14 protein-coding genes and 1 pseudogene are annotated in these 17,093 nt (G+C 62.1%); 10 read left to right on the forward strand and 5 right to left on the reverse strand.

Annotated elements, in window-relative coordinates:
* Window positions 1-117 precede the first annotated feature (117 nt).
* The 4 genes from JFV30_RS22340 to edd all read right to left on the reverse strand — a co-directional run bounded on the left by JFV30_RS22340 (window position 118) and on the right by edd (window position 5,228).
* On the reverse strand, window positions 118-1,587 hold the full coding sequence (locus JFV30_RS22340; protein WP_010169993.1) for an ATP-binding protein: 1,470 nt from the start codon (window positions 1,585-1,587) through the stop codon (window positions 118-120).
* Window positions 1,577-2,308: a response regulator gene (locus JFV30_RS22345; protein WP_010169994.1), complete on the reverse strand. Its 732-nt coding sequence runs from the start codon at window positions 2,306-2,308 to the stop codon at window positions 1,577-1,579. The genes JFV30_RS22340 and JFV30_RS22345 overlap by 11 nt, the downstream gene beginning before the upstream one ends.
* 140 nt (window positions 2,309-2,448) lie before the next feature.
* Window positions 2,449-3,405: a glucokinase gene (locus tag JFV30_RS22350; protein WP_010169995.1), complete on the reverse strand. Its 957-nt coding sequence runs from the start codon at window positions 3,403-3,405 to the stop codon at window positions 2,449-2,451.
* Window positions 3,402-5,228 carry a phosphogluconate dehydratase gene (edd, locus tag JFV30_RS22355; RefSeq protein WP_177045954.1) on the reverse strand — a complete coding sequence of 609 codons (1,827 nt, stop codon included), beginning with the start codon at window positions 5,226-5,228 and terminating at the stop codon, window positions 3,402-3,404. The genes JFV30_RS22350 and edd overlap by 4 nt, the downstream gene beginning before the upstream one ends.
* A 221-nt stretch (window positions 5,229-5,449) precedes the next feature.
* On the opposite strand from edd, the gene gap reads away from it, so the two are divergent.
* The 9 genes and pseudogenes from gap to JFV30_RS33730 all read left to right on the forward strand — a co-directional run bounded on the left by gap (window position 5,450) and on the right by JFV30_RS33730 (window position 14,954).
* On the forward strand, window positions 5,450-6,451 hold the full coding sequence (gene gap, locus JFV30_RS22360; protein WP_003214117.1) for a type I glyceraldehyde-3-phosphate dehydrogenase: 1,002 nt from the start codon (window positions 5,450-5,452) through the stop codon (window positions 6,449-6,451).
* 4 nt (window positions 6,452-6,455) lie between these two features.
* The gene (locus JFV30_RS22365) at window positions 6,456-6,920 is read left to right on the forward strand and encodes a methylglyoxal synthase (RefSeq protein ID WP_010169997.1); all 465 of its coding nucleotides are present in this window, start codon (window positions 6,456-6,458) and stop codon (window positions 6,918-6,920) included.
* A gap of 215 nt (window positions 6,921-7,135) precedes the next feature.
* Window positions 7,136-7,654, forward strand: coding sequence for an RNA polymerase sigma factor (locus JFV30_RS22370; protein ID WP_010169998.1), 519 nt, complete (start codon window positions 7,136-7,138; stop codon window positions 7,652-7,654).
* A gap of 61 nt (window positions 7,655-7,715) precedes the next feature.
* On the forward strand, window positions 7,716-8,684 hold the full coding sequence (locus JFV30_RS22375; protein WP_201125203.1) for a FecR family protein: 969 nt from the start codon (window positions 7,716-7,718) through the stop codon (window positions 8,682-8,684).
* Between the two features lie 118 nt (window positions 8,685-8,802).
* On the forward strand, window positions 8,803-11,382 hold the full coding sequence (locus JFV30_RS22380; RefSeq protein WP_010170001.1) for a TonB-dependent receptor: 2,580 nt from the start codon (window positions 8,803-8,805) through the stop codon (window positions 11,380-11,382).
* Between the two features lie 130 nt (window positions 11,383-11,512).
* A complete protein-coding gene (locus JFV30_RS22385; protein WP_169386153.1) occupies window positions 11,513-12,121 on the forward strand; it encodes a biliverdin-producing heme oxygenase in 609 nt (202 codons plus the stop codon).
* Between the two features lie 170 nt (window positions 12,122-12,291).
* A complete protein-coding gene (locus tag JFV30_RS22390) occupies window positions 12,292-12,693 on the forward strand; it encodes a YbaN family protein (protein ID WP_169386154.1) in 402 nt (133 codons plus the stop codon).
* Between the two features lie 263 nt (window positions 12,694-12,956).
* Window positions 12,957-14,096 (forward strand): annotated as a pseudogene (locus JFV30_RS33725) (PDC sensor domain-containing protein); the annotation flags it as partial.
* 102 nt (window positions 14,097-14,198) lie between these two features.
* Entirely contained in the window at window positions 14,199-14,954 is a 756-nt protein-coding gene (locus JFV30_RS33730) for a methyl-accepting chemotaxis protein (RefSeq protein ID WP_446739878.1), read from the forward strand.
* Here the strand turns inward: JFV30_RS33730 and JFV30_RS22400 are convergent.
* Window positions 14,951-15,514 (reverse strand): NAD(P)H nitroreductase, encoded by a 564-nt coding sequence (locus JFV30_RS22400; RefSeq protein ID WP_010170004.1) that lies wholly within the window; start codon window positions 15,512-15,514, stop codon window positions 14,951-14,953. The genes JFV30_RS33730 and JFV30_RS22400 overlap by 4 nt on opposite strands.
* Window positions 15,515-15,653: 139 nt before the next feature.
* Between JFV30_RS22400 and JFV30_RS22405 the strand changes: the two genes are divergently transcribed.
* On the forward strand, window positions 15,654-17,081 hold the full coding sequence (locus JFV30_RS22405) for a di-heme oxidoreductase family protein (RefSeq protein ID WP_201125205.1): 1,428 nt from the start codon (window positions 15,654-15,656) through the stop codon (window positions 17,079-17,081).
* Window positions 17,082-17,093 lie beyond the last annotated feature (12 nt).

Here is a 17,093-nt window from a genome sequence, read left to right on the forward strand (position 1 = left end):
CAGCAGTCCTGAAATCTGCAACAGTGATCTGCCTGAAAGACTGCGGTGATCGTGATGGGGCCGCTACGCAGCCCAACGGGGGACAAGCCCCCTCGCCACAAAAGCAACTTCGCGCAACTAGTCGAGGCTGCGGGGCAACTGCAAGGTTACCCGCAATCCACCCTCGCGCAGATTCTGCAAACTCACTTCTCCCCCGTGGCTGTGGGCAATGTTGCGGGCGATGCCCAGCCCCAACCCATACCCCTGCTGCTGCCCGGACAGACGGAAGTGCGGTTCGAAGACTTGCTCCAGGCGCTGTTCCGGCACGCCCGGGCCTTCGTCGTCGACGTGAAGGATGAACTCCGCGCCATCGTCTTCAATGTGCAAATGGGCGTTCTGCCCGTACTTCAACGCGTTGTCGATCAGGTTGCCGATGCAGCGCTTGAGCGCCAGCGGCTTGCCCGGGTAAGTCGTCAGTGCCCGGCCATGCTGGGTCACGCGGCCATTGCCGTTGGGCGCCAGGTAAGGCTCCACCAGGCAGTCGAGCACGTGGTTGAGGTCTACCGGTTCGATGTTTTCGTGGATGTCGGTGTCTTTGACGCACTGCAGCGCGCCTTTGACCAGCAACTCCAGCTCGTCCAGGTCGCGACCGAATTTGGTTTGCAGGTTCTCGTCTTCCAGCAACTCCACCCGTAACCGCAGGCGCGTGATGGGGGTGCGCAGGTCGTGGGAAATCGCGCTGAACAACTGGCTGCGTTCGGTCAGGTAGCGGCTGATGCGTTCGCGCATGGCGTTGAAGGCGCGCCCCACTTCCACCACTTCGCTGCCACCACCTTCGGCCACCGGCTCCACGTCGGCACCCAGGGACATGTCCCGCGCGGCCCTTGCCAGGCGCTTGAGCGGCCGGCTTTGCCAGTGCACCAACAGGCCGATAAACAGCAGCAGGAAACCGCTGGTGAGCACGATAAACCACACCTGCTGGTACGGCAGGCCTTGTTCTTCAAGGCTGGTGTAAGGCTCCGGCAGCAACGACGCGATGTACAGCCATTCGCCCTGTGCCAGTTGGATCTGGGTCACCAATACCGGGGGATTCACCGGCTCCAGGGTCAGTGCGTAATGCGCCCAGGAACGCGGCAGCTCATCGAGCTTCAAGCCGGCATTGAAAATACGCAGGTCTTCGGCGCTGACAAACTCCACCGAGACATGCACGTCGCTGCCCAGGGTCTGGCGCAACACTTCTTCAACGGCGCCGAGCACCGCCTGCTTGCGCGGGGTTTGCGGCAACACCGCCATGTCCAGCGGCTTGTCGTTGAGGGTGACGACAAAACGCGTACCGCCCATGCTGCGCAATTGGTCCAGCACCAAGGGCCGAAAAGCCACCGGCAAGGAACGGAAATAACTGACGCTGGCGGTCATCGAATGCGCCAGGCTACGGGCTGCCGTCACCAGGCCTTCGAGCTGGGTAGCGCGCAGTTGCGACACCCAGATCACGCTGGACAACGCCTGGGCAAACAGCACCGCCAACAGGGTCAGCAGTAACATCCGCCCCAGCAGCGAGCGCGGTACCGGGATCCGCCGGCGCAGCTCACGCAGGCGCTCAGTGGGCATTGCCGGCAACCACGCTGGCTGCCAATTGATAGCCACTGCCACGCACGGTGCGGATCAGCCGGGGTGGTTTTTCGGTGTCGCGCAGGCGTTGGCGCAAGCGGCTGACGGCCATGTCGACAATCCGGTCAAGAGGCATCAGGTCACGGCCACGGGTGGCGTTGCCGATGGTGTCGCGGTCGAGAATTTGCTGAGGATGGTCAAGGAACAGTTTCAACAGGGCAAAGTCGGCGCCGGAAAGAATCACTTCCTCGCCGTCTACATGGAACAGCCGGTGGCTGACCATGTCCAGGCGCCACTCGCCAAACACCAGCACCTCGCCACCGCTGCGCTCCTGGCCAAACTGGGCGCGACGCAACAAGGCCTTGACCCGCGCCTGCAACTCACGGGGGCTGAAGGGTTTGCCGATGTAATCGTCGGCGCCCAGTTCCAGGCCGATCACGCGGTCGGCTTCGTCGGAACTGGCGGTAAGCATGATGATCGGCACCTGCGCCTGGCGCGGGTGCTGGCGGATCCAGCGGCAGAGGCTGAAGCCGTCTTCGTCCGGCAGCATCACGTCGAGGATCACCAGGTCGCACGGCGCTTCGTTCATCGCCTGGCGGAACCCCGCGCCATCCGGCACGCCACGCACCTGGAAACCGGCGCGGCTGAGGTAGGTTTGCAGCAACTCGCGGATTTCCTGGTCGTCGTCGACCAGGAGAATGGATTTACTGATTACGCTCACGGGGTCGTCCTTGTTGTTAGGGATGGGACGGGCTTAATAATTCGTTGTTCTGGAGGGCCTCATCGCAGGCAAGCCAGCTCCCACATGTGGAATGCATTTCCCTGTGGGAGCTGGCTTGCCTGCGATGGCGCCATCACTGCCTACGCAAATGCCTGCTCCAGCGCTACACCTGCCCCGGTCAAACCGGAATACGGTGCGGTCACCAGCCACACCGGAATGCCTTTGAAGTAGTCGCTCATGCAGCCTTTGTCGCCAAAACTCCTGGCAAAACCACTCTTGATAAAGAAATCGGCAAAGCGCGGGATCACGCCGCCCACGATGTACACCCCGCCACGACCACCGGTGGTCAGCACGTTGTTACCGGCGACGCGGCCCAGCCAGATACTGAACTGGTCCAGCACTTCCAGGGCAATCGGGTCGCCCGCCAGGCCAGCGGCAGTGATGGCCTCGGGGGTTTCCAGTACCGCTTCATGGCCGTCCACCGCGCAGATCGCCCGGTATAACCTGGGCAAACCACCCCCACTCAAGGCGGTTTCCGCGCTGACATGGCCGATCTCAGTGTAGATGTGCTGCCACAGCTGGGCTTCCCGCGGGCTGCTCACCGGCAGGTCGACATGGCCGCCCTCACCCGGCAATGCGGCCCAACGGCCATGGCCGAGGTCGAGCAAGGTGCCCACGCCCAGGCCAGTGCCCGGGCCAATCACCACCGCCGGGCGCAACGGCTCCGGCGTGCCTTCGCACACCACACGGAATTCATCGGGCTTCAGGCGGGTCATGCCCAGGGCCATGGCCGAAAAATCATTCACCAGCAGCAACTCGTCCACCTGCAACGTCTTGCAGAAAGCAGTCTTGCTCAGGCGCCAGTGATTGTTGGTGAATTTAAATTCATCTCCACTCACCGGACCGGCGACCGACAGGCACACCGCGCCAATCGAGCCGATGGCCAGGCCTTCTTCCTTGAGATAGACCTGGATCGCCTCTTCCGGGCTGGCATGATCCGCCGTCGCATGGACGCGGATCGAATGCAGTTCCTGATCACGCCACAACGCAAAACGGGCGTTGGTACCCCCAATATCACCGACCAGCGCAAGCTTCACTTAAGTGTCTCCAGGGCAGAGGTAAAGGCGCTGGCGCCCTGCTCTGCGGAGCTTGCGGCCAAACGCATAAACGCAAACAGCTCGCGACCGGCCCCGACGTTATTGCCCAGAAGGCCCGTGGCAGGCGCGCGCGCTGCAAATTCTTCGGCGTCCACCTTAAGCTCCAAGGTGCCTTTGACGCCATCCACGCGAATGATATCGCCATCGCGCACGCGTGCCAGTGGCCCGCCGCTCTGGGCTTCAGGGTTGACATGAATCGCGGCGGGAATCTTACCCGACGCGCCGGACATGCGCCCGTCTGTTACCAGGGCAACTTTGAAGCCACGGTCCTGCAGCACGCCGAGGAACGGTGTCATCTTGTGCAATTCCGGCATGCCGTTGGAACGTGGCCCCTGGAAACGCATGACGGCAACAAAGTCTTTTTCCAGCTGGCCGGCCTTGAACGCATCGGCCAGGTCCTGTTGGTCCTGGAACACCACGGCCGGGGCTTCGACGATCTGATGTTCGAGCGCCACGGCAGAAACCTTCATCACTCCACGGCCCAGGTTGCCTTCCATCACGCGCAGGCCGCCTTCCGGAGAGAACGCACGGGCCACGGGGCGCAGGATGGTTTCGTCGAGGCTTTCGATCGGGCCTTCACGCCATACCAGCTCGCCGTCCACCAGGAACGGTTCCTGGGTGTAGCGGCTCAGGCCGTGACCGGCCACGGTGTTGACGTCGTTGTGAAGCAGGCCGGCTTCCAGCAGTTCGCGGATCAGGAACGACATCCCGCCCGCTGCCTGGAAGTGGTTGATGTCGGCCTTGCCGTTTGGATACACGTGGGACAGGGTCGGCACCACCTCGGAGAGGTCGGCCATGTCATCCCAGGTGAGGATGATGCCCGCCGACATGGCGATGGCCGGCATGTGCAGGGTGTGGTTGGTGGACCCGCCGGTGGCGTTGAGGGCGATGATGGAGTTGACGATGGATTTCTCGTCGACGATCTCGCCGATCGGCGTGAAGTTGCCGTTGGCCTTGGTCAGACGGGTGACCTGGTGCGCGGCTTCGCGGGTCAGGGCGTCACGCAGCGGCGTGTACGGGTTGACGAACGAAGCGCCCGGCAAGTGCAGGCCCATCACTTCCATCAACAACTGGTTGGTGTTGGCGGTGCCGTAGAAGGTGCAAGTGCCCGGGCTGTGGTAGGACTTCATCTCCGATTCCAGCAGCTCTTCGCGAGTGGCCTTGCCTTCGGCGTAGCGCTGGCGCACGTCGGCTTTCTGTTTGTTGGAGATACCCGACGGCATCGGGCCGCCCGGCACGAAGATCATCGGCAGGTGGCCGTAGCGCAAGGCGCCCATCATCAGGCCGGGGACGATCTTGTCGCAGATGCCCAGCATCAGCGCGGCGTCGAACATGTTGTGGGACAGCGCTACCGCCGTCGACATCGCAATCACTTCACGGCTCAGCAGGCTGAGCTCCATGCCCGGCTCGCCCTGGGTCACGCCGTCGCACATGGCAGGGGTGCCGCCTGCGAACTGGCCAACAGAGCCGACTTCACGCAGGGCCTTTTTGATTTGCTCTGGGAAATGTTCGTACGGCTGGTGGGCCGACAGCATGTCGTTATATGACGAAACAATTGCCACGTTGGCGGCATTCATCATGCGCAGGCTGTTTTTGTCTTCGGTGCCGCACCCGGCCACGCCGTGGGCAAAGTTGGCGCATTGCAGCTTGCCGCGCATCGGGCCGTCGCTGGCAGCGCCGCGAATGAGCGCAAGGTATGCCTCACGGGTTGCACGGCTGCGGGCGATAAGCCGTTCGGTGACCTCAAGTACGCGGGGATGCATGTATAGAACTCCAGGCTAACGGATGTGGCGACCTGAGTGTCTATGCTGGTCAAAAGCCCGCCGCGAAGAGGTTGGCAGGGTGTTGCTTGACCAATCGGACCAGTTGATTCAGGTCACTCGTTGTAGATTGAACAAAATATTGCCACTAAAAAGGCTTGTTTTCTATTTTTATGCGAATAATCTTGTAATTCTTACAACAAATCGACGACAGGCACCTTCCAATGACTCTACGTATCGCTATCAATGGTTTTGGCCGTATTGGCCGTAATGTCCTGCGCGCACTTTATACCCAAGGCTACCGTCAGGATTTGCAGATCGTCGCCATCAACGATCTTGGCGACAGCTCGATCAATGCCCACCTGCTTAAATACGACACCGTCCACGGTACTTTCGACGCAGAGGTCGCCCACGATCAGGAAAGCCTGACCGTCAACGGTGACCGGATTGCCGTGAGTGCCATTCGCAACCCGGCCGACCTGCCGTGGGCTGCACACAAGGTGGACGTGGTCTTCGAATGCACCGGTCTGTTCACCGACCGTGACAAGGCCGCCGCCCATATTACCGCCGGCGCGCGCAAGGTGATCATCTCGGCCCCGGCCAAGGGCGCCGATGCCACCGTGGTGTATGGCGTGAACCATGACATTTTGCGTCAATCCCACCAGATCATCTCCAACGCTTCCTGCACCACCAACTGCCTGGCGCCGGTGGCCCAGGTGCTGCACCGCGAGCTGGGCATCGAAAGCGGCTTGATGACCACCATCCACGCCTACACCAACGACCAGAACCTGACCGACGTGTACCACACCGACCCGTACCGCGCGCGTTCGGCCACCCAGAACATGATCCCGAGCAAGACCGGTGCCGCCGAGGCCGTGGGCCTGGTACTTCCGGAACTCGCAGGCAAGCTGACCGGCATGGCCGTACGTGTGCCGGTGATCAACGTGTCGCTGGTAGACCTCACCGTGCAACTGAAAAAAGAAGCCAGCGCCGAGCAAGTCAACGCGCTGCTGAAAGAAGCCAGCCAGCACTCGAAAATCCTCGGCTACAACACCCTGCCGCTGGTTTCCAGTGACTTCAACCATAACCCGCTTTCGTCGATCTTCGACGCCAACCACACCAAAGTCAGCGGCAAACTGCTGAAAGTGCTGGCCTGGTACGACAACGAGTGGGGCTTCTCGAACCGCATGCTGGATAACTGCCTGGCGCTCTGCAACGCGGAGTAACGGCATGGTCGGCATCGGCTTCATGAACAAGACCATGGCGGCGCGCAAGCGTATCGCCCTGGTTGCCCATGACCATTGCAAGGTGTTTCTCCTGGATTGGGCCGAGCGGCAACAAGACCGCCTGGCCCGCCACGACCTCGTGGCGACCGGCACCACCGGGCACCTGTTGAGTGCCCGCCTGGGCTTGCCCATCGACACCATGATCAGCGGTCCGCTGGGCGGTGATCAGCAACTCGGCGCGCAAATCGCCGAGCAGCGGGTGGACATGCTGGTGTTCTTCTGGGACCCCTTCGAACCGCAGCCTCACGACCCGGATATCAAGGCGCTGCTGCGGGTGGCCGCGGTGTGGAACATCCCGGTGGCCTGCAATGAATGCAGCGCCGACTACCTGCTCAGCAGCCCGATGATGGAACAGGCCCATGAGCACCGGATTCCGGACTACCAGGCGTATCTGCGGGACCGCGTATAACCCCGTAACACCTTAAATGGCCACAAGGCTGCGATCGACTGCGAAGCAGCCGTAAACCAGGCGAACAGGTACTTCAGACATATCGGCAGCGTCTGGAATACGCCGGCTTCGCAGTCGATCGCAGCCTTGGGCCAACACAAGCCTCTCAAAGTGCCACTTGCCATTTGCGTTGATGATAAGCATTATCATTCGCTGCAAATCGGTCTGGTATCACTGTGAGCCAATCTCGCTTCAATCAAGTCTTCCTCACCCAGCGCGTGATTCTGCTGCGCACCTTGCAGCGGATGGTGAATAACCACAGCACCGCCGAGGACCTGCTGCAGGAAACCTACCTGCGCGTCACCCGGGCCTTGAGCGAACGGCCGATCGACCACCTCGAACCCTTCGTGTACCAGACGGCACGCAACCTGGCGCTGGACCACCTGCGCGCCCGCAGGATTCAGGCCCGTACCCTGCAGGAAGATGTCCCGCTGGACGTCCTGCAAAGCGTCGCCTCCCCCGTCAGCACCCCCGAAGATGCGACACAGGCCGAGCAATTGCTCGAACACCTGAGCGTCAGCCTCGGCCAGTTGAGCGCCCGCCAACAGCAAATCTTTATCCTCAGCCGCCTGCACGGTTGCAGCTATCAGGAGATCGCCGACAAGCTCGAGGTGTCCCTGAGCACCGTGCAAAAGGAACTGAAATTGATCATGGCCATCTGCATAGGTGTGGCCGAAAGACTGGATCGCCCTTAAGCTTTGTCGGCACAGTCTGTAGGACTATTGATTAAAACGTGGCGAAGACCCGAGGAACACCGTGACGGATCCGAATAAACTGCACCCCCATGAGCTGGCTCATGAGGTGTTGCAAGACACGGCTATGGACCAAGCCCTCGACTGGCTGATCGCCTTGCAGTGCCCGCAATCCGGGCAGCAGGCCGAATTTGAAGCCTGGCTCGCCAGTGACCCGCTGCACGCCGAAGCCTTCATCAAGGCCCAGACCGCCTGGGGCGGCGCGCCCGTGCACAGCGCGGCCGTCGCCCTGAATGCGCCGCGCAAGCCCAGCGCCTGGCGCCGTATCAAACCCCATTGGAAGCCCCTGGCCACCGCCGCCGTGTTGCTGCTGGGCCTGTTCAGCTTCAGCAACCTGCCGATGCGCCTGCAGGCTGATCACCTGACCGTGGTCGGCGAGCGCCAGCGCCTGCAGCTGGACGATGGCTCGAAAGTGTTGCTTAACACCAATTCTGCATTCTCCAGCAGCATCAAGGACCACCAGCGCATCGCACGCCTGTATCAAGGCGAGGCGTTTTTTGAAGTGCTGCCCAGCCGTGGCCTGCCCCTGGAAATCGACGCCGGCCCGGTGCGCGCCAGCGTGCGCGACACCGCCTTCGCCGTGCGCTACCTGAACGGTGAAGCCCAGGTTCAGGTGCAGCGTGGCGATGTGGACCTGAGCAACACCTTTGACGACGCACGGGTACGCCTGAGCGCCGGCGAAAGTATCCGCATCGGCCCCAAGGGCTTCGGCCAACCGGCCAAACTGGACACCACCAAGGACCTGGCCTGGGTCGATGGCCGGCTGATTTTCGAAAACTGCCCGATGAGTGAAGTGCTGGCCGAGCTGCGCCGCTACTACCCCGGCTGGATCGTCAACAACAACGACAAGCTCGCCAGCGTCGCGGTCACCGGTAACTACCGCCTCGACCAACCGCTGGACGTCGTGCGTTCGCTGGCCCACATCACCTCGGCCAAGCTCTCGGAATACCCGGCGCTGGTGATCCTGAACTAAATGAGAATTATTTTTACTCGATAGCCCGCGACGGTACGTCTCGTTATAGCCAATGCAACTGATTCCTATTTGATTCAGTGTCGCACCTATAAGATTCGTACCTTCCGGAGCGCTCTCGATGTCCTCTCGTTTCAACCGCCGGTCCTCTTCGCCCGTTCGCCGCCAGGGCCTGTCCCTGCTGACGGCCGCCATTTTGTTGGCCGGTGCGCCCGTCATGGTCGCCAGCGCCGCAGAGCCTGCCACCCGCAGCCAGGGCAATTACAGTTTCAGCATCGAACAGCAATCCCTGGTCTCGGCACTGAACGCCTTTACCGCCGTGACCGGCTGGCAAATCGGCCTGCCCGCCGAGCTGGGCCAGGGTGTGTCGTCCCCTGGCGTGCGCGGCTCATTGCCGGCGGATAAAGCCCTGGACCGGCTGTTGGTGGGGACCAACCTGGGCTATCGCAAACTGAGCAATAACAACATCGTCCTGGAAAAGCGTGCCGCTGCCGGCGCCATCACCCTGCAACAAATGACCATCAGCGCCACCCGCCAGGAACAGGCCGTGGACAGCGTGCCCAGTACCGTGACGGTGCATGACCGCGAAGAACTGGACCGCCAGAACGTCAACACCATCCGTGAACTGGTGCGCTACGAGCCGGGTGTTTCGGTCGGTGGTGCCGGTACCCGCTCCAGCAATGCCGGCTACAACATTCGCGGGATCGACGGCGACCGCATCCTGACCCAGGTGGACGGTGTCGAGGTGCCGGACAACTTCTTCAACGGCCCCTACGCCAAGACCCGCCGCAACTACGTCGACCCGGAAATCGTCAAGCGCGTGGAGATCCTGCGCGGCCCGGCCTCGGCCTTGTACGGCAGCAGCGCCATCGGTGGTGCGGTGAGCTACTTCACCCTCGACCCGGACGACATCATCAAGCCCGGCCAGGATGTCGGCGCCCGCCTCAAGACCGGCTACAGCTCCGCCGACGAGAGCTGGCTGACCTCCGGCACCGTCGCCGGTCGCGTACAGGACTTCGACGGCTTGCTGCACCTGAGCCAGCGCAACGGCCACGAAATGGAATCCTACGACGGCAACAACGCCACCGGCCTGGCCCGTACCGGCGCCAACCCGGAAGATGCGCGCACCACCAACGTGCTGGCCAAACTGGGCTGGAACTACGGTGAAGAAAACCGCCTGGGCCTGACCTACGAGAAGTTCAAGGATGACCGCGACACCAACCTGAAAAACGCGGTGGGCGGCCCGTTCGTCGGTGGCCAGGGCTTTAACTTCTATCGGGGCCGTACGGGCAACGACACCATCACCCGTGAGCGTTTCGGCATCGAGAACAAGTTCGCCCTCGACTCGCCGATTGCCGATCACATCAAGACCAGCCTCAACTACCAGATTGCCAAGACCGACCAGACCACCGCAGAAATCTACCAGCCATCGCGCAAGGTATTGCGCACACGCGACACGCTGTACGAAGAGAAACAGTGGGTATTCGACGCACAACTGGACAAGGCCTTCAGCATCGGCGAAACCGACCATGTCGTGACCTATGGCACCACCCTCAAGCAGCAGAAAGTCACCGGCTCCCGTGAAGGCTCCGCGACTTGCCTGGCGGTCGGCGCAGGTTGCACCGCCATCGGCGCCCCTAGCCCGTCGGCCTCCGACAGCGTGAAAAAGGCCAGCGACTTCCCCGACCCGACCATCAACTCCTATGCATTGTTTGCCCAGGACCAGATCGCCTGGGACAAGTGGACCTTCCTGCCCAGCGTGCGTTATGACTACATCCAGCTCAAACCCAAGCTGACCCAGGAATTCCTCAACACCGTTGACCCGACACGCATCTACGACCACAGCGATTCGGAAAAGAACTGGCACCGTGTAACGCCCAAGTTCGGCATCACTTACGCGTTGACCGAGCAATACACCTGGTTCGGCCAATACGCCGAAGGTTATCGCACGCCGTCGGCCAAAGCCTTGTATGGCCGCTTTGAAAACCTGCAACAGGGCTACACCGTGGAACCCAACCCGGACCTCAAGCCGGAAAGCAGCCGCGGTGTTGAAACCGGGATTCGCGGCAACTTCGACTCGGGCTCGTTTGACGTGGCGGTGTACTACAACAAGTACCGTGATTTCATCGATGAAGACGCCTCCGTCGCCGGCGGCACCGTCCAGCAGTTCGAAGCCAACAACATCAAGCACGCCACCATCAAGGGCGTGGAGGCCAAGGGCCGCTTGAACCTCGACGCGTTTGGCGCACCGCAGGGCCTGTACACCCAAGGCTCGATTGCCTACACCTACGGGCGCAATGACGACAACGGCGAACCGCTGAACAGCGTCAACCCGCTCAAGGGCGTGTTCGGCCTGGGTTACGACCAGCAGAACTACGGCGCCCTGGTCAGCTGGACCCTGGTCAAGAAACAGGACCGCGTAGACAGCACCACCTTCTTCGCACCCGACGGTAACAGCGCCAACGGCCCGTTCAAGACCCCGGGCTTCGGCATCGTCGACCTGACCGGCTTCTACAAGGTCACCCACGACGTGACCATCAACGGTGGCCTGTACAACCTGACCGACAAGAAATACTGGAACTGGGATGACGTGCGCAGCTACGACAGCGTGGGCGAAGCCGGCGTCACCGGCCCGGCCAACCTGGACCGCCTGACCCAGCCGGGCCGCAACTTTGCGATCAACCTGATCTGGGACATCTGACCCATGGAGCCGCACCCCGGCGGAATTTAATCTCCGCCGGGGTGCGGATTTTTTACTGTGACGCGTCTTCTGGTTCGTCTAGTTCATAACAGCCTGGCAACCAGACGCTTCCCCTCTCAAGGACATCTTCATGACCGCTTCTTCTACTGCTGAACGCCCAAGCCTGCGCTCCCAACGCCTGAACCAGATCACCAACGAGCCGCACACCAAGCTCGACGCCCTGGTGAAGGCCCACGCCCCGTTTGAAACCCAAGCCAACTTCGCCCGCTTCGTGGTCGCGCAGTACCTGTTCCAGTCGGAACTGGTGGCGCTGTACAACGACGCCGAACTGATCAAGATCGTCCCTGACCTGGCCGAACGCTGCCGTGCCGAAGCGGCCAAACTGGACCTGGGCGACCTGGACACCGAAGTACCCGCCCCGGTGGCCGGCGCCGTGAACAACCCGAGCAAGGCCGAAGCGCTGGGCTGGCTGTTCGTGTCCGAAGGCTCCAAGCTGGGCGCCGCGTTCCTGATCAAGCGTGCCGTGGGCCTTGGCTTGAGCGAAACCTTCGGTGCCCGTCACCTGGGCGAACCGGCAGGCGGTCGCGCTGAAGGCTGGAAAAGCTTCACCCGCACCCTCGACGCACTGGAATTCAGCGCCGAAGAAGAAGCCGAAGTGGAAAAAGGCGCGGTTGACGCGTTCGTGCGCTTCACCGTGCTGCTGGAACAGGCGTACGCTACCAGCCCTGAACTGGCCTGATTTTTCTGTAGAAACCCAATCAATGTGGGAGCTGGCTTGCCTGCGATGGCATCAACCGGGTGTACCTGATGCACCGAGTTGTCTGCATCGCAGGCAAGCCAGCTCCCACATTTGATCGGGTGCCAGTCTCTATAATCTGCAACCCACTCCACCCTGCAAGCCCCACTAAAATGACCGGCAAAACCCAATCCTCGTCCAAAATCGCCCGCGTCCTGTTCGGCCTGCTGGCCTACGTCAGCCTGGGCATCGGCTTGATTGCGATTGTGGTACCGGGCTTGCCCACCACCGAGTTCATCCTGCTGGCCGCCTGGGCCGCCACCAAAAGCTCCCCGCGCCTGAGTGCCTGGCTGGAAAACCATCGGCTGTTCGGGCCAATCCTGTTCAATTGGCGCAACGGCAAAATCATCGCCCGCCGGGCCAAAGTCAGCGCCACCATCAGCATGTTGCTGTGCGCCGGCCTGATGCTGGTGATGCTCGAACACGGCTGGCCGATCTACCTGGCCATCGCCGGGATGAGCATGGGCAACCTGTGGATCTGGTCACGGCCGGAACGCCTCCCGCAACCCGCCTGACACCCGCCTACCGCTCATCGGCTCCCGCTCATGAACCGCCGGCCCAAGCCGATGTTCCGGGCATAGCGCCGAATGGACTCGCGTGAGCTTGCAGACCAATAAGTCCATTCGCGGGTACACCTATGTTCGACACCCTCTCCATTCGCTTGAAAATCGTGCTGTTGTCCGGTCTCTGCCTGCTGGGGGTGATCGCGCTGGTGGTCGGCATGAACCTCTACCAGACCAGCCAGAACGACCAACTGATCAGCGACTCAAGCTCGCGAATGCTCACCAACAGCGTGCAGAACCTGTTGCAGGCCAAGGCCGCCGAACAAGCCGTACAACTGCAAAAGACCTTCGGCGAAAGCCTGTTGGTGGTCACCGCCCTCGCCGACCAGATCAAGGACCTGCGCACCCTGGCCGGCAAGCGCTCGCTGGACGCCGGGGCCTTGCGTGAAGAACTCAACCACAGCCTGAAAACCGCCTTTGATCGCAACAGCAAGGTGCTCGGCATCTGGCTGTCGTTCGAGCCCAACGCGCTCGATGGCAAAGACAGCGAATTCGTCAACGACGCTGCCCGCGTGTCCAACGAGAAAGGCCGCTTTTCCAGCTACTGGAGCCGCGCCGGGGGTGAGGGCCTGAACACGGTGATGGTCGAAGAGGACCTGACCAAGACCACCCTCAACCTCAGCGGCACGCCCTACAACATCTGGTACACCTGCCCGCGAGACACCAAAAACACCTGCCTGCTGGACCCGTATGAAGACACGGTGGCCGGCAAACCGGTGTTGATGACCACCATTTCCCTGCCGCTGCTGGTCGACGGCAAAGTGATGGGCGTGGTGGGTGTCGACCTTGCCCTCAACACCCTGCAAGCCGCGACCGATGCGGCGCAAAAGGAGCTGTTCGACGGTGCCGGGCACCTGGAGATTCTCTCCAGCACGGGCCTGATCGCCGGCTACAGCGGCGAACCCGCCAAAGTCGGCAAGAACCTGATCGACACCCTCGGTGCCGAAGGCAAGGAGATTGTGCAACTGTTGGCCAACGATACCCGCAAGATCCGCGAGGAAGACGGCACGATACGCGCGGTGTACCCGGTCAAGCCGATTGCCGACGCCAAATCCTGGGGCATCGTCATCAAACTGCCCAAGGAAGTGCTGCTGGCAGATTCGCTGAAACTCCAGGCGGTGCTCGACAAGGCCCAGGCCAGTGGCACCGTCAAGGCGTTGCTGGTGGGCGCAGCCGCCGGCTTGCTGGGCCTGCTGCTGATCTGGCTGGCGGCCACCGGCGTGACCCGGCCGATCAACAGCGTGGCCGCCATGCTCAAGGAAATCGCCAGCGGCGACGGTGACCTCACACAACGCCTGGCCTACGGGAAAAAGGATGAGCTCGGCGAACTGGTGAACTGGTTCAACCGCTTCCTCGACAAGCTGCAGCCGACCATCGCGCAGATCAAGCAAAGCATCACCGAAGCCCGTGGCACCGCTGATCAGTCTTCGGAAATCGCGCGCCAGACCAGTGAAGGCATGCAGGTGCAGTTCCGTGAGATCGACCAGGTGGCCACGGCCTCGAACGAAATGAGCGCCACCGCCCACGATGTGGCCAACAGCGCGTCCAACGCCGCCAGCGCTGCCCGGGGTGCCGACCAGTCAGCCCGTGAAGGCATGCAGATTATTGAACGCAGCACCCGCGACATCACCACCCTGGCCGAAGAAGTCAGCAAGGCCGTGACCGAAGTCGAAGCCCTGGCGGTGAACAGCGAACAGATCGGCTCGGTACTTGAAGTGATCCGCAGCATTGCCGAGCAGACCAACCTGCTGGCCCTGAACGCCGCGATTGAAGCCGCGCGCGCCGGGGAAAGCGGGCGCGGTTTTGCGGTGGTGGCCGACGAGGTGCGCAACCTGGCCAAGCGTACCCAGGATTCGGTGGAGGAGATTCGCCTGGTGATCGAGCGCATCCAGACCGGCACCCGCGGGGTGGTGGCGACCATGCATTCGAGCCAGAACCAAGCCCAGAACAATGCCGGCCAGATTCATCAGGCGGTGCAAGCGCTGGGCAAGATCAACGACGCGGTGACGGTAATCAGCGACATGAACCTGCAAATCGCCAGCGCCGCCGAGCAGCAGAGTGCAGTGGCCGAAGAGGTCAACCGCAACGTCTCGGCGATCCGCACCGTGACCGAAACCCTGACCGGCCAGGCCACCGAATCGGCGGCCATCAGCAGCCAACTCAATGCCCTGGCCAGCCAGCAGATGAAGCTGATGGATCAGTTTCGGGTTTAAGCCCCGGTCCAGGCGGCCACGAACGGCGCCAGGTCTTCCTTCGGCGCCGTACGCGGCGGGTTTTGTGGAGTACCGAGGTAGAGGAAGCCAATCACTTCCTCATCCCCGGTCAAACCCAAGCCTTTGGCGACGTGGGCCGAGTACGACAACTCACCGGTGCGCCACACCGCGCCGATCCCCTGGGCGTACGCCGCCAGCAGAATCCCGTGGGCCGCGCAGGCCGCTGCCAGGCGCTGCTCGGACTTGGGCACCTTGAAGTGTTCTTGCAGGCGGGCAATCACCACCACCACCAACGGCGCACGCAGCGGGCCATTTTGTGCCTTGTCGATAAACGCCTGGGGCGCGTCGGCGTCTTGCAGACGGGCGGCTTCGGCCAGCAGCGTGCCCATGCGCTCACGTGCCGCACCTTCCACTGTCAGGAAGCGCCAAGGCCGCAGTTGGCCGTGGTCGGGGGCGCGCATGGCGGCGGCGAACAGCAGGTCGCGCTGCTCCTGGGTCGGTGCCGGGTCCAGCAGTCGCGGCACGGAAACACGGTTGAGCAAAGCGTCGAGAGCCTGCATTGGCCACCTCCAGAGAAAAATGTGCAGCCATTCTAGCGGGAATGAATCGGATACCACCAAACGATAATTGCTCTTATTCAATCCGCCCTGCCCTGTTAGACTTTGCGGCCTTATTTTCAGCCTACGTTCAGGAAGACTGATGTCCCGTTCGCCCCTGCGCCTGTCTGCACTGTTGATGGCCCTGAGCCTGAGTGCCTGCGATGACGCCCCGCGATTCACGAAAGCGGAGCCGGGCGAAGCACGTGCCGGTGGCGCGGCAACAGTAAGGAAGACCGACCAGAACGCCTTCTCGTTGCCTTCGGCCAACCTGTCGCCCACCCGGCGCCTGGACTTCAGCGTGGGCAACAGTTTCTTCCGCAGCCCCTGGGTGATTGCACCGTCCACCACCACCGCCCGCGACGGGTTGGGGCCGCTGTTCAATACCAATGCCTGCCAGAACTGCCATATCAAGGACGGCCGAGGTCATCCGCCGCTGCCCGATGCGCCCAACGCGGTGTCGATGCTGGTGCGCCTGTCGATTCCCGATGCGCCGCCCTATGCCAAGGTCATCGAACAACTGGGTGTAGTCCCCGAGCCGGTCTACGGTGGGCAATTGCAGGACATGGCCGTACCCGGCGTCGCGCCGGAAGGCAAGGTGCGGGTCGACTACACACCGGTCAATGTCCGTTTCAAGGACGGCACCGTTGTCGAACTGCGCAAGCCGGCGCTGCAAATCACCCAGCTGGGTTACGGCCCGATGCACCCCGACACGCGGTTCTCGGCCCGGGTTGCACCGCCGATGATCGGCCTGGGGCTGCTGGAAGCGATTCCCGACGCCGACATCCTGCGCAACACCGACCCGAAAACCGCCGACAAGGAAGCTCTCGTCGGACGGGCGAATTGGGTCTGGGACGACGCGCAACACAAGACTGTCCTCGGTCGATTCGGCTGGAAAGCCGGGCAGCCGAACCTCAATCAACAAAATGTTCACGCGTTCTCTGGTGATATGGGCCTCACCACGTCCCTGAGACCGTTCGATGACTGCACCGATGCACAAGTGGCCTGCAAACAGGCGCCCAACGGCAATGGCCCAGATGGCGAGCCTGAGGTCAGCGACAACATCCTGCGCCTGGTGCTGTTCTACACCCGCAACCTGGCCGTGCCCGCCCGCCGCGACGTCAACGCACCGCAAGTGCTGGCCGGGAAAAACCTGTTCTACCAGGCCGGTTGCCAGGGCTGCCACACCCCGCAATTCACCACGGCGCCCACCGCCGCCGAACCTGAATTGGCCAACCAGGTGATTCGCCCCTACAGCGATTTGCTGTTGCACGACATGGGCGACGGCCTGGCCGATCACCGCAGCGAATTCAAGGCCGGTGGCCGCGACTGGCGCACACCGCCGTTGTGGGGCATCGGCCTGACGCAGGCCGTGAGTGGTCACACCCAGTTCTTGCATGACGGCCGCGCCCGCAACCTGATGGAAGCCGTGCTGTGGCACGGCGGAGAAGCCCAGGCGGCGCAGCAGCATGTGTTGTCGTTCAATGCCGAACAGCGCGCTGCGTTGCTGGCATTTCTAAATTCTTTATAAGCTTTGTCCTAA

The sequence above is a fragment of the Pseudomonas sp. TH32 genome, from assembly GCF_016650855.1.
Taxonomy (GTDB): Bacteria; Pseudomonadota; Gammaproteobacteria; order Pseudomonadales; family Pseudomonadaceae; genus Aquipseudomonas.